At 34.1% G+C, this 25,301-nt stretch carries 20 protein-coding genes and 1 other RNA gene; 10 read left to right on the forward strand and 11 right to left on the reverse strand.

Going from position 1 to position 25,301, the window contains the following annotated elements; genetic code table 11:
• Window positions 1-25 precede the first annotated feature (25 nt).
• The 3 genes from BLV35_RS07130 (at window position 26) to BLV35_RS19145 (ending at window position 2,243) form a co-directional block, all read left to right on the forward strand.
• Window positions 26-1,222, forward strand: coding sequence for a serine hydrolase domain-containing protein (locus BLV35_RS07130; protein ID WP_091087053.1), 1,197 nt, complete (start codon window positions 26-28; stop codon window positions 1,220-1,222).
• A gap of 97 nt (window positions 1,223-1,319) precedes the next feature.
• Window positions 1,320-1,715, forward strand: a transfer-messenger RNA (tmRNA) gene (ssrA, locus tag BLV35_RS07135).
• Between the two features lie 210 nt (window positions 1,716-1,925).
• The gene (locus tag BLV35_RS19145; protein WP_143031845.1) at window positions 1,926-2,243 is read left to right on the forward strand and encodes a hypothetical protein; all 318 of its coding nucleotides are present in this window, start codon (window positions 1,926-1,928) and stop codon (window positions 2,241-2,243) included.
• 68 nt (window positions 2,244-2,311) lie between these two features.
• Here the strand turns inward: BLV35_RS19145 and BLV35_RS07145 are convergent, their stop codons facing one another.
• The 8 genes from BLV35_RS07145 to BLV35_RS07180 all read right to left on the reverse strand — a co-directional run bounded on the left by BLV35_RS07145 (window position 2,312) and on the right by BLV35_RS07180 (window position 11,937).
• Window positions 2,312-2,782, reverse strand: a complete 471-nt coding sequence (locus BLV35_RS07145) for an OsmC family protein (protein WP_091087062.1) — start codon at window positions 2,780-2,782, stop codon at window positions 2,312-2,314.
• A gap of 136 nt (window positions 2,783-2,918) precedes the next feature.
• Entirely contained in the window at window positions 2,919-5,957 is a 3,039-nt protein-coding gene (locus tag BLV35_RS07150) for an efflux RND transporter permease subunit (RefSeq protein ID WP_091087067.1), read from the reverse strand.
• Complete coding sequence (locus BLV35_RS07155; RefSeq protein WP_176980589.1) at window positions 5,957-6,886, reverse strand: efflux RND transporter periplasmic adaptor subunit; 930 nt, start codon at window positions 6,884-6,886, stop codon at window positions 5,957-5,959. The genes BLV35_RS07150 and BLV35_RS07155 overlap by 1 nt, the downstream gene beginning before the upstream one ends.
• Window positions 6,876-8,117, reverse strand: coding sequence for a TolC family protein (locus BLV35_RS07160; RefSeq protein WP_091087073.1), 1,242 nt, complete (start codon window positions 8,115-8,117; stop codon window positions 6,876-6,878). Before BLV35_RS07160 ends, BLV35_RS07155 begins: the two co-directional genes overlap by 11 nt.
• 76 nt (window positions 8,118-8,193) lie before the next feature.
• Window positions 8,194-8,628 carry a PepSY-like domain-containing protein gene (locus tag BLV35_RS07165; protein WP_091087076.1) on the reverse strand — a complete coding sequence of 145 codons (435 nt, stop codon included), beginning with the start codon at window positions 8,626-8,628 and terminating at the stop codon, window positions 8,194-8,196.
• Window positions 8,629-8,779: 151 nt separating this feature from the next.
• Window positions 8,780-9,931 (reverse strand): serine hydrolase domain-containing protein, encoded by a 1,152-nt coding sequence (locus tag BLV35_RS07170; protein ID WP_091087080.1) that lies wholly within the window; start codon window positions 9,929-9,931, stop codon window positions 8,780-8,782.
• A 60-nt stretch (window positions 9,932-9,991) separates the two neighbouring features.
• Window positions 9,992-11,260 (reverse strand): sensor histidine kinase, encoded by a 1,269-nt coding sequence (locus tag BLV35_RS07175; RefSeq protein WP_091087083.1) that lies wholly within the window; start codon window positions 11,258-11,260, stop codon window positions 9,992-9,994.
• The gene (locus BLV35_RS07180) at window positions 11,257-11,937 is read right to left on the reverse strand and encodes a response regulator transcription factor (protein ID WP_091087086.1); all 681 of its coding nucleotides are present in this window, start codon (window positions 11,935-11,937) and stop codon (window positions 11,257-11,259) included. Before BLV35_RS07180 ends, BLV35_RS07175 begins: the two co-directional genes overlap by 4 nt.
• Before the next feature lie 181 nt (window positions 11,938-12,118).
• Here BLV35_RS07180 and BLV35_RS07185 point away from each other — a divergent pair, with 181 nt between their 5' ends.
• The 4 genes from BLV35_RS07185 to BLV35_RS07200 all read left to right on the forward strand — a co-directional run bounded on the left by BLV35_RS07185 (window position 12,119) and on the right by BLV35_RS07200 (window position 14,960).
• Window positions 12,119-12,856 (forward strand): phosphatase PAP2 family protein, encoded by a 738-nt coding sequence (locus BLV35_RS07185; RefSeq protein WP_091087089.1) that lies wholly within the window; start codon window positions 12,119-12,121, stop codon window positions 12,854-12,856.
• A 238-nt stretch (window positions 12,857-13,094) separates the two neighbouring features.
• Window positions 13,095-13,325, forward strand: a complete 231-nt coding sequence (locus BLV35_RS07190) for a hypothetical protein (RefSeq protein ID WP_091087091.1) — start codon at window positions 13,095-13,097, stop codon at window positions 13,323-13,325.
• Complete coding sequence (locus BLV35_RS07195) at window positions 13,316-13,609, forward strand: type II toxin-antitoxin system RelE/ParE family toxin (protein ID WP_091087094.1); 294 nt, start codon at window positions 13,316-13,318, stop codon at window positions 13,607-13,609. Before BLV35_RS07190 ends, BLV35_RS07195 begins: the two co-directional genes overlap by 10 nt.
• Window positions 13,610-14,108: 499 nt before the next feature.
• Window positions 14,109-14,960 carry an EamA family transporter gene (locus BLV35_RS07200; protein ID WP_091087098.1) on the forward strand — a complete coding sequence of 284 codons (852 nt, stop codon included), beginning with the start codon at window positions 14,109-14,111 and terminating at the stop codon, window positions 14,958-14,960.
• 53 nt (window positions 14,961-15,013) lie between these two features.
• Here the strand turns inward: BLV35_RS07200 and BLV35_RS07205 are convergent, their stop codons facing one another.
• Window positions 15,014-15,781, reverse strand: a complete 768-nt coding sequence (locus BLV35_RS07205) for an XRE family transcriptional regulator (protein WP_091087102.1) — start codon at window positions 15,779-15,781, stop codon at window positions 15,014-15,016.
• Window positions 15,782-15,915: 134 nt separating this feature from the next.
• Between BLV35_RS07205 and dinB the strand changes: the two genes are divergently transcribed.
• A complete protein-coding gene (dinB, locus tag BLV35_RS07210) occupies window positions 15,916-17,073 on the forward strand; it encodes a DNA polymerase IV (RefSeq protein ID WP_091087106.1) in 1,158 nt (385 codons plus the stop codon).
• Window positions 17,073-20,126: a DNA polymerase III subunit alpha gene (locus BLV35_RS07215; RefSeq protein WP_091087108.1), complete on the forward strand. Its 3,054-nt coding sequence runs from the start codon at window positions 17,073-17,075 to the stop codon at window positions 20,124-20,126. The genes dinB and BLV35_RS07215 overlap by 1 nt, the downstream gene beginning before the upstream one ends.
• Before the next feature lie 30 nt (window positions 20,127-20,156).
• On the opposite strand, the gene BLV35_RS07220 is transcribed toward BLV35_RS07215, so the two are convergent.
• Entirely contained in the window at window positions 20,157-21,842 is a 1,686-nt protein-coding gene (locus BLV35_RS07220; protein ID WP_245712027.1) for a tetratricopeptide repeat-containing sensor histidine kinase, read from the reverse strand.
• Window positions 21,843-22,522: 680 nt separating this feature from the next.
• On the reverse strand, window positions 22,523-24,100 hold the full coding sequence (locus BLV35_RS07225; protein WP_091087116.1) for a GMC oxidoreductase: 1,578 nt from the start codon (window positions 24,098-24,100) through the stop codon (window positions 22,523-22,525).
• Window positions 24,101-24,315: 215 nt separating this feature from the next.
• On the opposite strand from BLV35_RS07225, the gene BLV35_RS07230 reads away from it, so the two are divergent.
• Window positions 24,316-25,221, forward strand: coding sequence for a DUF6268 family outer membrane beta-barrel protein (locus tag BLV35_RS07230; RefSeq protein ID WP_091087120.1), 906 nt, complete (start codon window positions 24,316-24,318; stop codon window positions 25,219-25,221).
• Window positions 25,222-25,301 lie beyond the last annotated feature (80 nt).

A 25,301-nucleotide genomic window follows, 5' to 3' on the forward strand; every position in this document is an offset into this window, starting at 1 on the left:
ATTTGCGTTTCAACTTCACCAAATAATGATCTTTATAAAAAAAGCAAATATACTACAAATACTCATGCTGTCATTGGTTTTGGGTTCCTGTAAACAAAAGAATGAATCCACCACAGCATTAGAAGAAACAACTAAAACTAAAAAAGTTGAATTGATAAAAAAAGGGCCAAAACTTTCTGAAAGCTATATAGCGTCTAAGAAAAGTTCCATCACTCATTTTTATAATAAAAACTGGCCTCATAATAGTCTTAATGGAGGCTTTTTAGTCGCTAAAAATGGGCATATTATTTTTGAAAAATATGAAGGACTAGCTAATTACAAAACTAAGCAGGAGATGACTAGTAGTACACCTCTACATATTGCATCTGTTAGCAAAGTAATTACCGCTACTGCAGTTTTAAAATTAATAGATCAAAAAAAACTAAGTTTAGATCAAAAGTTAAACACTATTTTAAAAGGGTTTCCTTATCCTGACGTAACTATAAAAACGCTTTTAAGTCATAGGACAGGTATGCGTAATTATGCCTACTTCACAGAAAAAAAAGGGATTTGGGACCGTCATAAGATACTTACTAATCAAGATATTTTGACCATTATGGCTACAAAAGGGATTGATTTAGAATTCAAGACAGATACCCGTTTTAGTTATTGCAATACTAATTATGCCATGTTGGCATTAGTTATCGAAAAAGTGACTGGACTTCCATATAAAAAGGCAATGGAGCAAATTATATTCAAGCCTTTAGAAATGAACGACACCTATGTATTTGATTATGAAAAAGACAAAGAAACAGCAACACCATCTTACAAAGGGAATTTTTCTAAAGTAAATCTAGATTATTTAGATGGTATTTATGGAGACAAAAATATTTACTCTACACCAAGAGATTTATTAAAATTTGATATGGGGAGAAATTCTCCTGAGTTCTTTCCAGCAAAACTTCTACAAAAAGCCTTTATTGGCTACAGTAACGAACATAAAGGAAAAAACAACTATGGTTTAGGGATACGAATGATGAACTGGCCAACAGGACAGAACTTTTATTTTCACAATGGTTGGTGGCATGGTAATACTTCTGCTTACATTACCTTACCAGAGGAAAAAGTGACTATTATAGCATTATCGAACAAATTCAATCGTATGACCTATAAAGTTCGAAATCTATCCGCACTTTTTGGTGACTATCCTTTCAAATTAGAGGACGACGGAAAAGAGGAATGATATTTGATGTTTAATATTGTGAATGCAGATAGCAGATTTCAGTTAAAATACAATACATTTGCAAACTCAAATTATTTTTTGAGTTAGAATAAAAAAAGGGGTCGACTGGTTTTGACAGCAAGTCGAATTGAAAAGTAAGCACGTGGAGAACTGGGACAATTCTCGTTAATAAAAGGTTCCAAAACACATACACGGCGAAGGAAACTACGCTCTTGCTGCATAATCTGAATTATAGTAAGATTAGCCTCGTCCTATTAGATAGGAAAGCAGGATTTACCTCGAAAGCTTTGGTTTATAGCGGTCGATAAAGGTGAATCGTAAATTTAAACCTAGATTTCCATAAGCTTCGGGTGGACTTCGAAATAAAGAAGATAAGTATTGAGTGGCTGTTTCTGACCTTGCTCACTATCGAAAATCTAATCAGGAAATAAACGTGTAGAAAGCCTTTTAGTTGCTTGTTTGGACGGGAGTTCGATTCTCCCCGACTCCACAAAAAGCCTTGTAAATCTTTGATTTGCAAGGCTTTTTTTTTATTAATCAGTACTAGTTACAAATGAGAACTAGAATCAGATTTGTTATCTTAGATAACTGTCAATGAGTACAGATTATAAATCTGTGATAGCGTAAATGTATTGTTAGTTCTTGGTTGAAAAGTAGGAGACTCAAATTTGAATTCGTAACTTTGGGTAAATCAAAAAAACCAATGAAAAAACTAACAAATAAATTACCTCATTTTGAACTAAGTGGTAGCTCTTATTTTCGTGTAGTTTATCAATTTTTAGACTTTACTCTTTTAGCGAGCCAATATCTATCTGTAAATTTTGGTTTTTCAAGATTTATGGAGCTTGTGGAATCTTTTAGGTTGTTCTTATTTTCTCGAAGAAAAATTGTTTCGGTGTTCTTGTTCCTAGCCGTTTTATATATTGCTACCTCCTCGTTCGCTGTTTCTTCGGTAGCTGTTTTCATAATTACTACTTTCACTTTTAGTTGGACTCTTTTTCTGTCTTCATCTAGAAAATAGAACCCGAACATCCTTGAAATGTAAATAAATTACCGAAACCACAAAATGCTCCTTTTAAACTTCAAAGCTTATCCTATTTCACAACTCGCCTCATGAATAATCGGGAAATTACAGGAATTAGCAATAAAACAAAGTTCATTTGCTTTTTTATGTAAAGTGATCGCTTCTGCTACTTTATCTTTTTGTGTTATGATCACTTTTGGATACAAGCAAACTTCAATAAAGCGTCCGCTGCCGTTATCTAAAACTTCAAGTGTTGCCTCCGCATTATCAGTGTATGAAAGCACTTCGATTCCGTTTTGAGCACATACATATAAGTACGACATCATGTGGCAGGAAACCACGCTACTTAGGAGCAAATCTTCTGGATTATACAACGTTGGATCACCTTTAAATGCTTTGGCAGCAGAAACATTCAAAATCGGCTTCCCTTCAATGCTAACGGTATGGGTTTTACTGTAAATTTTAGAAGTCGAAACCTCCTCCTCTTTGGTGGAAAACCAATTCAATTTTGCTTTAAATAAATGTTTGAAACCCATTATTTTCTTTTTATTCCAAAAGTAATTAAAAACAACGATTACTATCGCATTCCATTGTTGTACTGACTTAGATTAAAAACACTGTCAATCTCTAGCTAAATCAACAAGCAAAACGTTCTACTATTCAATAAGTAAACTATTCTTTATGTTCAATATTAAAATAAAACAATAAACTTGGTAATACGATCAAAAGTAATGGCATTGCTATTAAAAAACCACCAATTACAGCAATTGCTAAAGGTTGATGCAATTCTGAACCTGTACCTATACCAATCGCCAAAGGTAATAATGCAATAATGGCTCCTAAAGCAGTCATTAATTTTGGTCGCAAACGTGTTGAAATCGCATAGACCAACGATTGTTTTTTATTATTCGAACTAAGGAAGGTTTCTTTGAATTGTAAATAGGTAAAAATGGCATTTTCACTAATAATTCCAACAATCATAATCAATCCGGTGTAACTACCTACATTCAGTGGTGTGTTTGTCAAGAACAATAATAAATAACTTCCTGCGATACCCAAAACTGAAATAAACAGCAGAATGAAAGCTACTTTTAGATTTCGAAACAGAAATAACAAAACACCAAAAACTAATAAACAAGAAGCCATCAAAATAAGCAATAATTCCTTAAACGATTGTTGTTGGTCTTTGTAAGCTCCAGCATAATCAATATAATAGCCACTCGGTAGCGTCACTTTGCTGGATACTTCTTTTTTAATGTTTTGCATCACCGTACCTAAATCTTTATTGTCTAACCTTCCGGTAACAACGCACATCATCTGTAAATTTTCGCGTTCTATTTCGGCAATTCCTTTTGAAATCGAAATAGTAACTAGATTAGTTATCGGTATTGATTTTCCATTTGGTAAGAAAATAAAAATCTTTCTAATCTCTTCTAAATTTCTGTTTTGAGTATTGGGATAAATCATTCGTATGGGTACCGCCTTATCTAATTCTAAAATAGAACCGATCACATTCCCTTCCAACAACGTTTGTAATTGAAATTGCAAATTAGCTGGACTAATGCCATATTGGGATAATTGACTGTAATTAGGCGTAATACTTATCGATGGCCCAGCGTATACAATTCCATCAAATACATCAGCGGTGCCTTCTGTTTTTTCGACAATTTGAGCTACTTGTTTTGCGATTTTTTGCAATTCTTGTTGATTATTCCCAAAAACTTTTACCTCAATAGGCGAAACAGAACTCATTAAATCTCCCAACATATCACCAATCACTTGACCAAAATCGATTCGAAGTGCAGGCTGTGAAGTTTCTACTTTTAATCTAATTTCATCGATAACATCATTACTAGTTTTAGATCGGTCTTTCTTAAGCTGAATTAAATAATCACCTCTGTTGGGTTCCGTAATAAAAAAGCCCATTTGTGTCCCTGTCCTTCTACTATACGCTTCTACTTCTGGAATAGTATGTATTATTTTCTCTACCTCAATTAACATTCGATCCGTTTCCTCTAATGAAGTTCCTGGTGGTGATTCATAATCTAAAACAATACTTCCTTCATCCATCTCTGGTAAAAAGCCAGTTTCTAATCGGGGCAAAATTAAAATTATTGAAATAATCAAAAGTCCGCAAAAAGCAAAACTCAATAACGGTTTTTCAATAAAATAAGCTACCCAATTTTGACTTTTAACTTCGTGATGTTCCGTTGTTGATTTTACTTCAGTAAAGTTGCTCTCTTTCTTCGTAAGCAACAAATAAACAACTGGTAATAGAATCCACGTCACAAAAAACGAACAGATTAATGTGATAATCATTGTATCCGTTAGCACTTTAAAATAAGCACCAGCAACTCCGCTCATTAATGCAAATGGAAGAAAAATAACAATGGTACACAAAGACGAACCTACCATGGCAGGAAAAAGATAGTGAATTGCTTTTTGTAATAACGCTGTCGTGGGCTCATCAGGATGTTCCTCATGCGTTCTGTGAATTTGCTCTACAACCACGATCGCATCATCAATAATAAGACCTAAAGCGGCAGCGATTGCACCCAACGTCATGATGTTAAAGGTTTGTCCTGTAAAATATAAAACTAGCAAAGTAGCACAAAGTGTTACCGGAATTACAATTAAAATAGTAGCACTTGCTTTAACCGATTTTAAAAATAAAATAGCCACAATGATTGCTAAAAATAATCCAATTAATAAACTATCTGTAACGCTTTTTACGGCATCGCCCACAAAACTGGATTGCTCATAATAGGGTTTGATTTTTATATCTTTTGGAATTATTTTTTCCAGTTCTTTCAGCTTTGCATCCATGTCCGTTGACATGGTAATTAAATTGGCACTGGGTTGTTTTATGATTGCAATTAAGACACTTTCTTTTCCGTTAGCATTTACCTTAATATATTCTTTAGCTTCTTCAATGGCTACCGTAGCAATATCTTTTAGGGTTATTATTCCTTTCCCGTTGTTTATAACTACTAGATTCTCTAAATCTGATTTGGTTGTAATTTGAGCATCCGTTAAGGTTAAATATAAAAAGCGATTGTCTGACAAATACCCATTAGAAGTAATAAAATTGGTTTGGCTTAAAACCTGAGAAACTTCCTCTGGAGTGATGCCATAAGCAACCATTTTACTCTGATTAAGCTCAATCCAATATTCTTTTTCTTTTCCACCTATTACTCTAACTTCGCTAACTCCATCTACTTGCGAAAGAAAAGGTTTTATCGTAAAGTTGGCTATTTTTTTTAATTCAATAGGCGATCTATTCGTGCTTTCTAGTGCGTAACCGATAACAGGAAGAATAGACGGATTCATCTTTTCTACTGTTATTTGAATACCTGCCGGCAAATCAGTTCTAATCTGATTAATTCTAGATTCGATTTGTTGTTTACTAACATCTAAATCAGCTTTCCAATCTACGAACGCAGAAATTTCGCAACTTCCTCTACTAGTTGTGCTACGAACCGTTTTTAGATTTGGAATTTTCTTTATCGCATTTTCTAATGGTTTAGTCACGGTAACCATCATTTTATCTACCGGTTGCTGCCCTGCATCGGCAATGACTTTTATTTTTGGAAAAGTAATTTCTGGAAATAAACTGGTTTGCATTTTAGAGTACGCAAAAATACCTCCCAATAATGCCAAGAAAATTAAAGTGCTTAAACCGCTTTTATGTTTTACAAAAAAATTATTCATTATTTGGCACTTTTTATAATTTTCACTTTGATGGTATCTCCTACTCCATAGTTTCCAGAAGTGACTATTTTATCTGTTGCTTTAAATTTCGGGGAAATTATTTCTGTTCTTTCTTGATTTTTTAACCCAATTTGTACAGGAACTTTAATAGCTGTAGAATCATTTTTAAGCAACATAACCCAATAGTCCGTTTCTATTTCATTGCTTAAAATAGCGGTCTTTGGCAGTGTAATAATATTCGATTTATTCGATTTTGGAATGCTTACCGAAACGATCAAATTTTCAGGTAAAACGTCATTTGAATTCATTTTTAAAAATACACTTTGCATTTGCGAACTGGCATCTACAGCAGGAATAAATTGCTTTACTGTCGCTAAAATAGAGGTTCCATCGGGTAAGTAAATCGATAACTGTTGATTGATAGCAATGTGTTTTTTTAATTCGAAAGGAACATTTATTACAACTCCATAATTATTAGAATCATTGATAATAGCCAATACATCTCCTTCTTGAACATAGTTGCCGTTTTCTACATTAACCGAAGTAATAAACCCAGTGGAACTTGATGGAATTGAAACTGCACTTCCAAAATTTAATTTAGGATCTAATTTATTTACATCATTTCCCAGGGCAATTGCTTCTTTTGTTTTTATCGAAAACAATCGCTTTCCTTTTACAACTTTGTCATTCGTTTTTGCATTAACCGCTGTTATATAACCCGTAATGATTGATTTTATAGGTGTTTTAACTATATAAGAAACCGTTCCAGAAACTTCCTCATAATCATCAATTCCAGTCGTGTCAATAGTTGTTACCGTTACTGGAATAATAGTTTCGGTTTCTGTAATAGCCACTTCTTCTTTTTTACAAGACTGTAAAAGCATTAAAAATAATACAATTATAAAGGGTATCGTTATCTTATTTTTCATTTGTATTCCAATAATTAAGTTCATTAATTAACAGTAAGCGTTCTGTATTGTTTTGAGCAATCGCATTTGTAATTGACAGTGAATTCCCCAATGCAATAACAAAATCTGGGATAATTGCATTTCCAGTGACCAATAATTTATTAAAAGCGTCGAGTAGTGTTTTGTTAATCTTTAACTGAGTTTGCAGTTGTTCATTAATCATTTCGTTCTGACTTAATTTCAACACTAACTGTTCTTGCTGTTGTTTAAACTGTCTTTCAAATTGCTTTTTATAGGCAGAATTGGTTTCTAAGGCTAATTTGTTTTTAGTGATTTGTAGTTTTCTTTGATTTCCATCATAAATAGGAATCGAAAGATTAAAACCAACACTATTTCCAATATTCTTATAATATTGCCCTGTTAAAGTAGAATTATAACCGGCATCCGCTAGTAGTAGTAATGATGGTTTGTAATTATTAGCAATATTATGTTTTTGATTCTCTATACTCAAACTATCAATTTCAAATTGCTGATTATAAATAGAATGCTGTGAATTGATGATTTGCTTCAATTCAATTTCTGGTTGGATTAATACAATGGTCGATTTTTCATTGGTTCCAGATAAATAATTCAGTATTCCTAAATCATTTTCAAATTGGTATTTCATCTGAAGCAGGATTAATTCTTGCTGTTTTACTGTGGATAAAAACAGCAGATAATCGGTTTGTTTATAGATGGATTTCTGAGTAAACTTTTTAAGAATTTCCAATTCAGAATTCAATAAACCAAACTGCTTTTGAAGGTTTAAAAATTGATTATTATCAGAAAAGGCAACGATATATTGCAAACGAATCGCTTTAGCAATATCATTTTTTGTGATTTTCTTATTAATGTCAATTTTATCTTTTAATAAAGTGATAGCGCCAAGTTGATTGTTTTTTTGGCTTTTGCCAAATATCTTTTGCGAAAAGCTCACTAAACCACTAACATTTTGTCCGTTACTAATCGCAGTATCATACCCATAATTATTTATCACTGGCGCATAATTAGCAAATAGGTTTGCATTTAATTGTGGCTTTAAATTGGCTTTATACAATAAGCTATCTATAGACAACGAACTAGATTGATTGTTTAAATCGTCTAACAAAGCCGTGTTCAAAAGTGCTTTTTCGATAAAAAAACTCACCTCTCTTTTTTGTGAAAAAGAAGCAAATGAAACAAGTGTCGTAATAAAGAGTAAAAGAATTCGCATAGGCTAAAGATAAAAAATTAGAACATCTTATTTAAAAGATGTTCTAATAATAAACACCGTTAATTATTTATGATTATTAGTCTTTATGCAGTTTTAAGAATTTTCCTGAAGCATCAAAAATCAAATCACATATTTTTCCATCAATTTTAACCTCAGCTTCATAGGTAACTACATTTTTATCATCTGTGATTTTAGCAGTTTCTTTGATTTTTTTATTAGGATAAGTAGTTGAAACATACGTTAAGGCTTTGGCAGGCATTTCCGTTTCTTTGATTTCGATTTCTGTAGCTAACTTATGTCCTGCTTTATTATAGTTTGCAGAAGCGTCCTTCCCATTCATTTTAAACTCTGCTTCAAAACCGTCCTTTTCAATATCCCAATCTACTTTTGTATTTGGATACCCTTTCTGGAAAGCTTCTTTAACCGCTTTAGGTACTTCTTTATTCTCTTTAGACTGTGCACAACCTATAGAAGTTATTGCTATAGCGGCAAATAAAATTACATTTTTCATGATTGCTGTTTTTAAATTATTAAACAAATATCTATCATGAATCTATTTCAAATCTATTTTTAAACTGGCTTAAAGAAAATAAATGTTTGTTGATTCGAATTTAATCTTTCTAATACAATCGAAAGACGAGATTATATAGTTGTGATTCGTTTTATTTCAACACGCCTAACTGATCAATGATTTGAATAAAAATATCTTGCCAATAATTTGGGTTATAAGAAAGTGAGGAATCTCCAAATCGAATAATCTGAATATTCTTTTCTGGATAGAGGTACAAGTATTGACCATATAGTCCAACGGCATAGAAACTATCGTATTTTAGAGGCCCTATTCCCCAGTTGTTGTTGTAATAATGTCTGTTATTATTAGACGGATCTGAATGTGTTGACTGCTCTACCCACTCTTTTGAAACAATCTGATTGCCTTCCCAATTTCCTTTATTGAGGTACAATCTACCAAATTTAGCAAAATCAACTGTCCTTGCTTGTAGGCAACAAAAAGCTTTTTCCATACTATCATCGCCCTCCTTGTCCAAGCTCCAATAGGCGGGTGCTTCCATGCCTAAAGGTTTCCAGATTTTAGTTTCTAAGTAATTTGAAACGGGCTTATTTGTTACTCTTTCAATAATTAAGGCTAATAACTGTGTGTTTGCGCTGCTATAATGAAATTCTTTATTAGGTGCAGTTTTAATAGTTAATGCTGTTATTTCTTTTCTTAAATCATGCCCCCAATAAAACTCTGCATTATCTGAAACAATATTAAATTCCTGATCTGAAAATTTTATTCCAGACGTATGTTCAAGTAGATTTTTGACCGTAATCTTATCAAATCCTGGTTTACTTTTAAATTCAGGTAAATAATCAGTAATAGAGTCATTTATACTTTTAATTTTCCCTTCTTCTACAGCTATTCCTATTAATGTGGACACCATTGGCTTGACCATAGAAAACGAAGATACTAAGGAAGTGTCCCGGTATTTACCATTGTACTTTTCATACAATATAGTATCGTTCCGGATGATCATAAACGAAATTGTATTGTGGAGTTCTACAAAGGTATCGAGAGCAACATTAGTTGGATTTAATGACTTATTTGTTAAACCAATCAATTGCCCTAATTTATAGTCTTTATCCGGTTTTATGAAATTAAAAACTGGCGATTGATTGTCAATCTTTCTTTGAGGAAAATGCGAAAAGTCATTCTGACCTGGTAATGCCCCAAATCGCATGGTGTTATAAACATCGCAAGATGAAATCGCTAACATAATTATTCCTAAGAGTAAAAAAATTATTTTGCTTTTCATCACTTTGATTGGGTGTTTTTAAATTAGTAAACAAACAACTACAATGAATCTATTTCAAATCTATCTTTTAAACTGACTTAAAGAAAAAACATGTTCATTGTTTTCATATTTATATAAAACTGTAATCGAATTTGCTTCTGCGATTTCTTTCACTATCGCTAATCCTAAACCAATAGAGTTTGTACTAGAAGATTTTTTTTCAAAACGTTCAAAAATACTAACTTCATTTAAAGGTTCTAATACACCTGTATTGCTTATAAGTAGCGTTTCGTCTTTTATCGAAATAGTAATTTTTCCGTTATTAACATTATGTCTTACAGCATTTTGAATTAAATTATTAATTAAAACAAAACACAATTCTGAATTAATTCTAAAATCTAATTCCTCATTCGTTTTATAAACAAACTGAATCTTTTTATCGAAAATAAAATCTTCATTTAGGGCTACTACTTTTTCAATTAAAGGAAGTAATGCAACCGTATCTGTTTTTTCGTATTGTTGGTTTTCTATTTTAGAAAGCAATAATAATGATTTATTTATTCTACTCAAACGGCTTGTTGCCTCTTCAATAGAAACTAACAACTTCATCGTGTTTTCATTCAACGTGTTTTCTTGAAGTAGTAAATCTATTTTACCCGTAATTATGGCTAACGGTGTTTGAAATTCGTGCGAAGCATTTTCTGCAAATTTTTTCTGATTTTTATAATCACTAATCATTTTTGAAGTCATGTGATTTATAGAAGAATTTAGTTCGCTAAACTCCGTAATTTCATTTGATTCTAATTTTTTATAGTCCGTTGTATTCACACTAAAATCCTTAATATAATCTAAGGTGTTCTTAAATGGTGTCCAAATGAGCTTGGAAATTCTACTATTTATATACGCTGTAACTAAGAAAAGTAAAAGCAACAAAATAATAAATACGACAGAGACTACTTCCATTAATTCATCATATTCTATGGTACTCTTCCAAACTTTAATCTGATAATTTTTCCCATTTACGATAGAGTTTAAGGCTATCATTTTACTAGAAATGTATTCTTTTTCAATCTCAGAATACATCAAAGTATCCTTTATCGTTTGTGGAATAATGCGATCCTTTTCAATTTCTTTTATGTAAACTTCATTATTAACTTCAAATACATTTAAAACAGTTGTATTTCCTTTTGCGATGTAATTTTCAATTACTTTAACTCTCGTTAACAAAATAGATTCATTGCTTTCTCCAATTTCATTTAGAAGAAAAAAATAGATAAAAATGGCCGAAAATAAAATTACCGGAATGGTAAAAAGGATATAATATCGGCTCGTTTTTGTTAGTAGCTTCATAGTTCTGTTTTAAAAGTGTAACCAATACCATATATGGACTGAATATAGTCATTACAATGGGCCGCGAGCAGTTTCTTCCTAAGGTTTTTTACGTGATTGTAGATGAAATCAAAATTATCAAATTGATCGGCACTATCTCCCCATAGGTGTTCCACCAAGGCGTTTTTTTGAATAACTCTATTTTTATTAGCAATAAAATACACTAATAAATCAAACTCTTTTGAAGTTAAATTAATCGGATTGTTATTAATCAAGACTTTTCTTTCATCTGGATATAAAGTGATTTCGTTGATAACAATTACATCAACTCCATCAAAATTATTGCGTCTAATCAAAGCTTTTATCCGAGCATTTAGTTCGGGCAAATGGAAGGGTTTGGGCAAGTAATCATCCGCTCCTAAATTCAATCCATCTATTTTATCGTCGAATGAATTTTTGGCAGAAATAATAATAATTCCAGTTTTCGGTCTGCTTTTTTTAATGGTTTTTATTAAATCTAAACCACTGCCATTAGGCAAAGTAATATCTAGTAAAACACAGTCGTATTCATATACTTGTATTTTTTCATACGCACTATTAAAATCATTCGCTACCTCAACTATATTCTTTTCAAGCTCTAAGTATTGAGTGATACTTTTTTGCATTTCTATTTCATCTTCAACAACTAAGATTTTCATAAATTAAGTTTAGGTAAATAATTCGAAAGTAAAAGTAGCACGTAAATCTATTCTAAATCTATCGCCTTTCAAAAATACAGATTTACTACAGATTTGAAATTGATATTTGAGCATTAATTATTTACAATGATAAACTTCTTATTGTAAACAATAAAAAATGTAATCGCCTTAATTCAAAAAAATGAATCCCAAATTCCTTTTATTAGCATTAATATGCTGTCAATCAATCTTCTCTCAAGAAGCAAAAAATGATTCTATTACCACTAAAAAAATTACTTATAAGGAATTAATTATCCCTTCAGTGCTTATTGGTTATGGGATAATTGGCATTGAGAGCGATGCCATTAAAAATTTAAATGCAGAAATTAAAGAAGAAGTTACTGAAAATATTGACCACAAAATAACAATCGATGATTTTACCCAATACCTACCGGCAGCTGCAGTTTATGGTTTAAACGCAATGGGGATAGAAGGGAAAAATAATTTTAAAGACAGAACTCTAATTTTGTCTACATCCTATCTATTAGTTGCAGCCACAACGCTACCATTAAAAAACATTACACACGTACAACGCCCAGATGGTTCCTCATTTAATTCCTTTCCGTCTGGTCATACAGCAACGGCGTTTGCGGGCGCCGAATTTCTTTGGCAAGAATATAAAGATGTTTCTATTTGGTATGGGATTTCAGGCTATATCGTAGCCACAGGTACCGGTTTCTTTAGGATGTATAATGACCGACATTGGTTAACTGATGTAGCAGCTGGTGCAGGAATTGGTATTTTATGTACCAAAACAGCCTATTGGTTGTATCCAAAAATGCAAAAACTACTTTTCAAAAAGGAAACAAAAGCAGCGGTTATGATTGCTCCTTTTTATAATGGAAAGCAAACAGGAATTGGATTAGTTGGTCGATTTTAATATTTTTAAGACTATGCATAAACCCATATTTTAAATAATAATTGCTGGGCGCTTTTTTCACTTCTTTCGAATGAAAAAAGCGAAAAATTATCTAGAATTTTAAGCTCCTATAAGTTAGTAACTAACAAGCCCGTTTGCATTGAGAGCCAGAATTAGTTAAAAAGACAAAGCCTAATGAAAAACCTAAAGTATAAGACAGAATTTGTATATTTGTAACAGACTTAAAAAGAGTAGTATTATGGATTTAGCAGCTAGGAAATATAATTTTATACAAAAATTATTGAAAGTAGATGAAAGTCTTTTGGAAAAGCTTGAAAACATTATAAACATAAACGATGAAAATCAAGATTGGTTTTTAGAATTATCTACTGAAGAACAATCAGAAATTGAAATAGGTTTAAAAGAAGCCGATAATAGCGAGTTTGTTAGCCATGAATCAATAATGGGGAAGTTTGCAAAATGGCATTAAAAATTCATTGGACCCCAAGAGCCGAAAAAGGATTAGATAGCGTTTTAGAATATTTAGAAAGAGAATGGACAGTAAAAGAAATTTTGCAATTAGAAAAGAAGATCAATCAAGTGACCGGTCAAATAAGTCTGAATCCAAATTTATATGCAAAATCAGAAACCTCTAAAGAACTGCACAAAGCAGTCGTAGATAAAAACAACTATTTGGTTTATAGAGTAAACAAGAAAATAAGTACCATCGAAATAATCAATTTTAGAGGGACTAAACAAACACCAAAACATTAGAAATTACCGTTGAGAAATCAGCGGTTTTTTTATAATTATAAATCAAGTTACAAGAAAGACATTGCAGGAAAAAGAGCAGACGCAAATAAGCTTGTTCCCTATTAACAAACAAGTCGGGAAATGAATCTTAACTTCTTACATGTTCTTAAATTAATTATATATTTAAAAAAATAGTTTGTTTGTTTGTTTGTTTGTTTGTTTGTTTTTTGATAATTACACCCGACCAGCTAATACTATTTCACTATCGGTTGCTTGTTCCACTAATTTTTTTGCCAGACACAAATTTTCACTAATCCAGTAAAAGTTAAAATATAATTTCACTAATTTTTTTAAATAAATTTGTGCGAATTCGTGTAATTCGTGTTTAAAAATATAAACCACTTATTGTGAATATAATACGCTATTCAGAATTCTTTTTCCTTTTCTAATCTGCGCTGATTTACAAACCCTTTTCAAATTATAAATTTGTAGTTTTGTCTTTCTATATCTCAATAATAAAGTGAAAAACAAACTACTCAACATACCTCCAATACCAGCCGTACTTTTCGCGATAATAAGTGTTCAGTCTGGTGCTGCAATTGCAAAAAGTCTTTTTCCTGCTATTGGCGCAGCTGGAACTGCCTCCCTGAGAATAGGTATTTCGGCTATCATACTCTTCGCAGTTTATAGAACAAACCTTTTCAAGATTACCCCTAAGCAATGGAAAGTTGTAATTCCCTATGGTTTATGCCTGGGAGCTATGAATTTAATTTTTTACATGTCAATAGAGCGAATTCCCATTGGACTAGCGGTAACACTGGAATTTATTGGTCCGTTACTAGTTGCTGTTTTTGGCTCAAAACGTTTCATTGATTATTTGTGGGTACTTCTGGCAGCAGCAGGAATTGTTTTGATTGCTCCGTGGACAAATAACGGAATAAACGTTTTAGGCGTTTTATTTGCTTTATTAGCAGGAGCCTTTTGGGCTTTTTATATTGTTTTGGGAGGTAAAGTTTCGAAAATAATGAAAGACGGAGACGCTGTTGCAACTGGAATGCTCTTTGCTTCGCTATTGATTGTGCCTTTTGGACTAATGGGAAACGGCCTCAGTAATATCACCCCTACATTTCTTTCTTTAGGAGTAGCGCTTGCTTTGTTATCCAGTGCCATTCCTTTTACATTAGAAATGAAAGCGCTTGGTCAACTTCCAGCTCGTACATTTAGTATTTTAATGAGTTTAGAACCCGCAGCAGCTTCTATTTGTGCGCTGATTTTCTTGCAAGAATATCTTGCTCTTAACGAGGTGGTAGCCGTTGTTTTCGTAGTAGTCGCTTCCATTGGATCAACACTTACGACCAAAAAAGAAGCCTAATGTTAATTTTAAAATTGGTATAAGACAAAGCACTATTCCGGCGATTCTGTTCTTTAATTAATCTTATTCCCTACTTCCCGAATTTCTCTTCGCAATTCCCTAAACATATCCTTTAAACTCTCTGCACTCAAATCATCTGGTGTAAATTCATTAGTAGCGATACTGCAGGCGTACTGCCAAATTTCCAGAATCTCTGAAGCTTTAATTTCATAAGGCAAATAAATCGTATTGTCAGAATGCAGCATCAATGCGTTTTTCCCGTTTTTATTGAGTCGTTTGTACACTATTCCCTGACTTTTGGTGATTACGATATAGGTTTTTCCGTCCATTACATCACCCAATCGTTCTACATATTGCCCTACGATAAAGGAACCTTGCTTATGTGGCGGCATCGAATCTCCATCTACAGGAAAGGCTCGGAATTTTCCGTTTCGTAAAAAAGGAAGCGAAATATGCTGCAGACTTTCTATAAATTCCGGATCGGCATAACCGCTAAGATATCCTGCCTGCGCTTTATGAGGAACAATTTCTATAATATTTTCCCCTTGCTGGTCAACGGTTATTGGTAATAATATCCTGTTGTCTCCCAGTTTTAACAAATCTTCAATGGGTATTTTCTGTACGTCAACCGAGAGTAAAATATCAATACTAACATGAAAATAATACGATATTCTCTTCAAAATATCATACGGAGGTTCAGAGCTGCCGTCTTCATATTTGACATATCTTCCTCTTGTTATCAAAAGATTTTGAGCCAGTTTTTCCTGAGAAATACCCTTTTTAATTCTTAGCTGTCTGATGTTGTCGGAAAATAAAGACATAGTTATTTTGTTATAATTTGTAACAGCAAATATACTTTATTTTGTTATAATCTGTACTAATTTTGTAGTTCAAATTTGCCGGATAAATTTTAGAATGAAATGGATAGAGGTACAATTTGAAAAACAAAATCAATATGGCAAGGTCAATAGTACACATGGATATGGACACTTTTTTTGTGTCCTGCGAAAGGTTAACCAACTCAAAACTAAATGGTTTACCGCTAATTATTGGAGGTGGAGACAGAGGTGTGGTCGCTTCTTGTTCCTATGAAGCCAGAACGTTTGGTGTTCGCTCTGCAATGCCCATCAAAATGGCGCTGCGCCTTTGTCCGCAAGCAAAAGTAATGAAAGGCGATATGGAATTATACTCTAAATTATCCCATGATATTACCCAAGTTATTGAAGAGAAAGCGCCTATTGTAGAAAAAGCAAGCATCGATGAATTTTACTTGGACATCACGGGAATGGATCGGTTTCATGGTTGTTATCAATGGACAAACGAACTCTCACAATCCATTACAAAAGAAACAGGATTGCCTCTAAGTTTTGCCTTATCGGTTAACAAGACGGTTTCTAAAATTGGAACTGGTGAATCAAAACCAACAGGGAAATTAGAAATTCCAGAAACTATGGTGAAATCTTTTTTGAATCCGTTGTCTATCCAAAAAATCCCCATGGTTGGTGACGTTACTTTTCAATTACTGTCGCGCATTGGCATTCGAACCATACAAACACTATCAGAAATGCCTGCAGAAGTGCTGCAGCAAATGATTGGTAAAAACGGCATTGATATCTGGAAAAAAGCAAACGGTATTGACAACAATCCGGTGGAGCCTTATACAGAGAGAAAATCAATTTCGACGGAACACACTTTTGGACAAGACACTATCGACATTCAAAAATTAAAATCAATATTGGTTGGTATGGTCGAAAAACTGGCTTTTCAGTTGCGTTCTGAGGAATGGCTCACCTCAACGGTCGTGATAAAAATACGTTATTCTAATTTTGATACCGAAACAAAGCAATGCCGAATCCCATACACTTCGGCTGATCATACGTTGACAAGAAGCGTCACCGAATTGTTCGACAAGTTGTACCAGCGTCGGATGCGGTTGCGGCTAATTGGTATTCGCTTTAGCGGATTGGTTCGCGGAACCTACCAAATCAATATGTTTGAAGATACTGAGGAAATGCTGTCGCTGTATCAGGCGATGGATCGAATGAAAAAACGCTACGGTTTTGATGCTGTAGCCCGTTGTGCCGGCGCCACTCTCAAAGTAAAAAACAAATAATGTACCTCAACTGTCACTCTTATCACAGCCTACGTTATGGCACAATTCCCTTAACCGAATTAGTGCAACTGGCCGCCGCATGCGGTGTAAAAGCCATGGCATTAACTGACGTAAATACGGTTACTGGTATCTATGATTTTATCAAAGAATGCAAAGCGGTAAATATAAAACCCATCGTTGGAATTGAATTTAGATACAATAACAAACTGCTTTACATTGGCTTAGCCAAAAATGCTTCAGGCCTCGCCGAGATGAACCGTTTTCTAACTAAGCATAATTTTGATAAAACGCCCCTACCCGCTCAAGCACCGGAATTTCATAATGTAAGTATTATCTATCCGATCGAAAATGCTCCTGATGTTTTTAGAAATTTTGAATTTTTGGGCATGCGTCCAGAGCAGCTTCCAATGTTATTTCATACTCAATGGAAAAGCAAACTGGATAAAATGGTGGTTTTGCAACCCGTAACTTTCAGGATAAAGAGAGAGTTTAATCTGCATAAAATACTTCGGGCAATTGATACCAATGTCATTTTATCAAAACTTACCGAAGCCGATTATTGTAGGACATCAGAAACGATGATTCCCTTGGAAAACCTATTGGAAAAATTTAGTGATTACCCCCAAATTATTGAAAACACCGAAAGCATCATTGCCGAATGTAATTTTGAATTCGAATTTAAAACACCTAAAAACAAAACCAATTATACAGAAAGCGGAGAAAATGATATTCAGCTGCTGACAAGTCTTGCCAATCAAGGATTAATAAAGAAATACGGCAGCAATAATCTTCCGGCACGCGCCAGAGTAGAGAAAGAGCTGAAAGTCATCCATGAGTTAAAATTCAGTGGTTATTTTTTAATTACTTGGGATATTATTCGGTACAGCAACAGCATGGGATTCATGCATATTGGCCGAGGGAGCGGTGCCAATAGCATCGTAAGTTATTGTCTGGGTATTACGGATATTTGCCCGCTCGAACTGGACTTGTACTTTGAACGTTTTTTAAACCTGAATCGCAAAAGTCCGCCCGATTTTGATATTGACTGGAGCTGGAAAGAGCGCGATAGTATCCTCGAATACATTTTCAATCGGTATGGTCGCGATCATGTGGCTTTTTGTGGTACGAATGTAGAATTCAAATACCGCTCGATATTCCGCGAAGTGGGTAAAGTTTTTGGTTTACCCAAAGAAGAGTTGGACGCACTGGCTAAAAACCCAATGCAGCTGCACGATAACAATTCGGTAGTTGCCTTGGTGCAGAAATACGGCATGCTACTCGAAAAATACCCCAATCAACGGAGCATGCATTCCTGTGGAATATTAATTTCAGAAGAGCCGATTACAAATTACACGGTTTTAGAAATGCCTCCAAAAGGCTTTCCCATTGTTTTGTTTGACATGCACGTGGCCGAAGATATTGGTTTTGAAAAATTTGATATTCTAAGTCAGCGTGGTATTGGTCATATTGATGACACGGTAAAATTGGTAAAAAAAAACCGTGGTATCGAAGTCAATATCCGAGATACGACATTATCAAAAAATGAAGCAAAGTGCAATGAGTTTTTAAGTACTGGAAAAACCATTGGCTGTTTTTATATCGAAAGTCCCGCCATGCGTGGCTTACTGCGAAGGCTTAAATGTGAAGATTATAAAATATTGGTCGCTGCTTCCTCCATCATTCGTCCGGGTGTGGCTCAAAGTGGTATGATGAAGGAGTACATCTTTAGACACAACCACCCCGATCAATTTGAATATTTTCATGAAACATTCAAAGAACATCTAGGAGAAACCTATGGTGTTATGGTGTATCAGGAAGACGTGATAAAAATTGCGCTACACTTTGCGGGAGTTCCTGCCTCAGATGGAGATATTCTGCGTCGGGCGATGAGTGGCAAAGGACGTTCCACGGCAGCATTGCAAAAAGTAAAGGACAATTTCTTTGCGTGCTGTGCCCTAAAAGGACATCCTTTAGCGCTCAGTCAGGAAATATACCGACAGATAGAGTCTTTTGCGGGTTACTCTTTTTGCAAGGCACACTCGGCTTCTTATGCGGTCGAAAGCTATCAAAGTTTGTACTTGAAAGTCTATTACCCCGTAGAATTTATGGTGGCTGTCATCAACAACCAAGGCGGTTTTTACAGAACAGAAGTGTATGTGCATGAGGCAAAAATGTCTGGCGGCATCATTAATACTCCTTGTGTAAATAAAAGCGAGTATGAAGCTACCGTTTATGGAGTTGACGTTTATCTCGGTTTGATGCAACTCGAAGGACTCGAATCTAAAACAGCGCATCGCATCATTGCAGAGCGCAACACGAACGGCGAATACCAATCACTCGAAGATTTTATCAATCGCATTCCGATAGGTATAGAGGGAATCCAGATCTTGATTTTTATTGGTGCTTTCCGTTTTACATCCAAAACAAAAAATCAATTGCTTGTCATCGCCAGATTGATTCTGGTGAATTTCAAACCGGAAAATCGGAATTTAATGTTGCTTCAAGAACCGGTTAAGGAATACAGGCTTCCGGTATTAGAACGTTCTCCTTTTGAAGATGCCTTCGACGAAATAGAATTACTCAGTTTTCCGGTTTCCTGTTCCCCATTCGATTTATTACAGACAAAATACCGCGGTGATGTATTGGCCAAAGATTTATTGCAGTATCATAAAAGAACGGTAAAAATGCTGGCGTATCTTATTTCGAGGAAACACGTGCCTACAAAAAGAGGGACAATGTATTTTGGAACTTGGATTGATGCCGAAGGAGAATTCTTTGACACTGCTCATTTTGCTGATAGCCTACAGAAATATCCTTTTCAGGGCGGAGGTTGTTATTTGTTACTGGGAACTGTGGAAGTCGATTACCACTTCCCTACTATTACCATAAGCAAAATGGCCAAAATGCCGTTCATCCCCGACCCACGTTATTCTAATTCCAAAGACCGACAGTACAAAGCGCATCAGCAAATTAAAGAAGATGTGAGTATGACCCATCGAGCACCTTATCCACAGGAAGTCAATCTGCCACGGTATAAGATGAATTCCAATTGATTTTTTTTCGAGTAAAAAAACTACTTTCTGTTATTTTGGAACTACAATTTTAGCTTTAAAACCTTTATTAATTTGAGAGTCAAAAGTAAGTATTCCGTTGACTGCCTGAATACGGTTTTCTGCATTTTGGAGTCCATTTTTCAACACTAGTTTTTCCGAGAATCCTATTCCGTTATCTGAATAGTCAATTTTCAGATTGTTCTGATCGCTATCAAATCCAATTACTACAAAACTGGCCTGGCTGTATTTCTTCATATTGACCATGAGTTCTTGTAATACTCTTTGCAAGGCAATCTTTTTTTCCGTTTGGATTTTTGACCAATCTATGGGATTTCCGTTTTTAATAATGACTTCAACACTGTCGCTTTTATAACTACTTAGCATTTGCTTTAAATTCTGTTCAAAACTTTCTCCTGTTTCTATCGTACTATTCTCCCTAGAGAAATTCCGTGTTCTAACATATATTTTGTCAAGATTATCTATAAGCGTTTCCTTCTTTATCGGATTTTGCAAATCTTGACTTTCCGCAAAAGTCATCGCATAAAAAACATCATTGGCAAGTTCATCATGGAGTTCTTTAGAAATTCGGGTTTCAGTATTGTAACTCGCTTCTAGGCGTTCTTGTCGGTTTTTATTTTTATAATAATTAATCAAATAGCCTATAGTTGCCAGTAAAAGAAGAGATCCAAATACTAAGAGATACTTTTGGCTTTTTTGTGTTTCTAGTTGGAGAAGGGTCTCAGCTCTTTGTCCTTTGTATTTGATATTTTCTAAAACCGTTTTTCTCGAATCATATTTAATTTTAGCAAACTGATTTTTGGCATTGTTGCGTACTGTTTTAATACTATCGTTAAGATTGATGAACATAGTAGCATAATCATTTACTCCTTTTTCCGGATTGTAAGACATTAAGAATTCTAATGCCTCTAGTCGTTCATCAATACTTTGATGTTTTGTGGCTGCTTTATAAGCCTGTAATGCATTCTCCTTCGATTTTTGATAATCTCTATTTTTATAAAAATCGGCCAAATGCAAATAGCTCATAATACTCCCATAGGAATCATTAATTTTAGTTCTGATCGTTAAAGCCTGATTCATCAGAGCTACCCCCTCTGGAATATTATTGTTTTTATAATAAGCAAATCCCAGATTGTCAATAATTCTAGCTTTTTTATTCGGTAATGTATCTAAAATATCAGATTTTAAAATTGGCTTCAAAAGAGCAATAGCCTTTCCATACTTTTTTTGTTCCGTATAAACAGTAGCGATGTTATTGTACGCTGTCAATTTAGAAACGGAATCGTTTGCTGTATTTAAAATTGTGGTAAAGTAGACAATAGCGTCATCGTAATTCATCAGTTCTTTTGCTGCAATTCCGAATAAATTATTTGCGGCCATTTGATATTGCAAATCATTATTTATATAAGGCAAGGCCTCCGTCAAGGTTTCTTCACTGCTATAATAATCGCCATAGGTCTGCTGGATATTTGCCATTCCAAGTAGATTATAGGCAATGTAAGGACTGTTTCCCTCAATTTCAAATAATTCTTTGGACTTGTTATAATAATAGAAAGCACTATCAAATTTATTACCCATATTAAAGGAATCCCCTAGTTCTGAGTATTTTTGGGCTTGGACGATACGTTTACTTTTATTGTTTTTAGCACTAGTAGAAACTGTCTTAGTGTCTTTTTGGCAAGATACAATCGAAAACAAAAGCAATAAAATATAAATCGGGGGACGCAACATATAAAAATAATTTCCCCCGAAATTAGTATTAAATAGTAAATTAAAGCTCCTTATTTTGGATTTTTTGGCGGTGTTATGCTAATTATGTTATCCACTACCCTTCTTGTTCCAACGCCAAATACAGCTAATGCGAAGCGCATCAGTAAATTGAATAAGGTGTGAGCACGACTCATCGAACCACTATCGCACAGGAAGTCAATCTGCCAAGGCATTAGATGTCCCAGACTTCATTATAATGGAACTTGTACTTAGTCTAAATGATAAAACTTTGAAATCAAAAATTTCAAAACAAAATAAAGCACACTTACAACCACCACAAAAGAAATTAGGAAGCTAATCAGGTTTACCACAATATTAGGAATAAACTTCAATCTGGGATGCGAAAGGTAAGGCTCACGATGAAGTCTTTCGTGGAAATTTTCTTTTACTATTTTGACTTTTTTCTTGATAACTCCCTGTTTTTTGCGAGCTGCAATCTCCGCTATTAATTGAAATAAAAATTATATCGTTACAGCTAGATTACTATTTTAAGATCTCTTTTTGACCCTACTAAATTAAACAATTAATTCAATATAAAGTAATTAGACAACGGAAAGAACATGGCGTTTACATCTTCATTTTATCTTTTAATCGAATTATCCGTTGTTTCAGACTGTTGTTTCATTCGAAAATGGAACTTGAGCCATCGCTCGTTCGGCAATTGCTGTGATCGACAGCGAAGGATTAACCCCTGGATTTGCTGATATCATTGCCCCGTCAATAACAAACATATTTTCATACCCAAAAACTTTGTTGTTTTTGTCTATCACTCCTTTTGAGCTGTCTTTCCCCATAACTGCCCCACCTAATACATGAGCTGTCGATGGTATACCGGCAACGGCTTCTAAAACAAAAGAAGTTGCTTTTCCGTTAACTATCTTACTGTATCTATCTGTCAAGTCTCTCGACTCCGGAATATCAGCACTCGGTTTTAGTCCTGAGCTCATATTGGAAGACATTCCTCCCAAAAAGTTGTTCTTGAATTTCAACGTGCTATCTATTGATTGCATGAATAACAAAACGGTAGTACTTTTTGACCAACTGTTCCTGAAATAAATTTTGAAGTAACTCAAAGGATATCTTAGCAGTTGCTGTATCATATTTATAAAACGCACTCCTCCATTTTTCCCATGGGATATAGGCACATGAAGTAATTTCCAGAAACCGGATCCCTCAGCGTAGCGTACAATTTCTAAATGGCTGTTATCATCTGTATGCAATAAACTTCCTATCGCCACCCCTTTTGACAAATTTTTATTTTTATCCAAAGTAGAAACGCTAATCAGGGTTTCATTGTTCGTCCTGATGTCGTCTCCTAATTTATCTGACAATAACGGAAGTGATTTCATTTTAAGTTTAAGCAAGAGTTTTACGGTTCCCAGTACCCCGCCTGAAAAAATCACTCCTTTTGAAGTGAATTCCTTTTTCTTCTTGAAAAATTGAGTGCTGGACTTAACAGAAATTTTAAATCCTGTCGCTCCCTCCTTACCGTCTATAGGTTTTACATCATAAACTTCATTTTCTGCTAGAATTGTAGCACCTAAATTTTGAGCTAAATAAAGATAATTTTTGTCCAAAGTGTTTTTTGCATTATGCCTGCAACCCGTCATGCATCCACCACAAAAAGTACATCCTGCTCTATCTGGACCTTTACCATCGAAATAGGGATCTTTTACTTTTTGTCCTTCCTTCCCAAAATAAACAGCCACATCCGGATGCTCAAATTGATCTTCGCGTCCCAACTCTTTTGCTAATTCTTTTAAAGCAATATCACCGTCAAACAATTTTGGGTTTTTAGAAGCGCCCAACATTTTAAGTGCTTGTTGATAGAAAGGCTTGAGTTCTGTTTCCCAATCTTCGAGTTCACTCCAACTTCCTGACTTATAAAAATTAGTTTTGGGAATAGGTAACGTATTGGCGTAGACTAAAGAACCACCGCCAACTCCTGTTCCTGATATAATTACAACATGCTTGAAAATACTCATTTTCATGATACCAAAGAAACGCAAATACGGCATCCAAAGCCATTTCCTTAGATTCCAATTGGTCTTGGCAAAATCATTCGCTTTGTACCATTTCCCTTTTTCTATCACAAGTACTTTATATCCTTTTTCTGAAAGACGTAAAGCACTTACTGAACCGCCAAACCCGCTTCCTATAATTATATAATCAAAATCGTATTGCATATTTTTAGCCTGTGTTTTAAACGGATTTCTTTATTTTCATTGTGGCTCGGTCTTGATGCAAATTTGGGAACAGATTTCTGCTAAAACCCCTGACTTTTTTCACATCAATTCATTTTTCATAACTACTTCATATAAAAGCTGCTAATCGTAATAAAAATACTAGCTGGCCATAAAAATAGGCCTTTTCGTATAATAAAAAAAGGTACATTTATAAAATGGTAAATAAATTACTTCTTTTCCTGTTTTTAATATCTCCCTTACTAAGTAATTCACAAGAATATGTGGATCTCTTAAACCTAAGCTATTCTAAAACAGGAGATACCTCTTTCGAAAATAGTTCAGAAGGCACCACTATTTCTATTTTTGACTCTAAAGTAACTTTACCAATTGTTTTAAATGAAAAAACAGCCCTTATCACTGGATTTGATTTCAACATTAAAAAACTACAATTACTTCCTAACTCCAATTTCAGTGAATTATACTATACCCGTCTTAAACTAGGTTTTTCTACTCAGCATTCTGATCGCTGGACCGGAACTTATGTCTTACTTCCCATACTAGCTTCTGATTATAAAAACATAGGCTCCGATGATATCTATGTGGGTGGGATTGCGGTATGGACGTATAAAAAGCGTAAAAACTTCAATTATAAATTCGGACTATATACTGGTAATGAAGCCTTTGGTTTTTACATTACTCCTTTAGTTGGTATTTACTACATCAGCCCTAATTCTGGTTTTGAAATTAGTGCTTTACTGCCGGGGCTTTTTGATATGAACTTTGGAATTTCCAGTAAAACGAGACTGGGAATCGACTACAAAGGAAACTCTGAAACATTCAAAATTCAAAACGACAAAGCGCTAACAACTTATTTAGAAAACAATTGCTTGGAGTTTTCATGCTACCTCCAAAATAATTCGTTGGACAAAAACCTTCTTTTACGTTTAAAAACTGGGTATTCTACAAACAGTTATGATGTTTACGACGTTAATGATAAAATCGACCTATCAATTACTCCTTTTAAGTTTGGAAACAACAGAACTAAATTAAATTCTGAATTAGCCTATAGTTCTTTTCTAAAGGTTGAAGCGATCTATCGGTTCCCTATTTATTCGAAATAGAATTGTCATTACATATATTCTATTCACTAAAAAAAGCCGTCCTGTTCCTTTATACAAAACGGCTTTATAGCTATTTTTAG

This window comes from Flavobacterium gillisiae, from assembly GCF_900107635.1.
Lineage (GTDB): Bacteria > Bacteroidota > Bacteroidia > Flavobacteriales > Flavobacteriaceae > Flavobacterium > Flavobacterium gillisiae.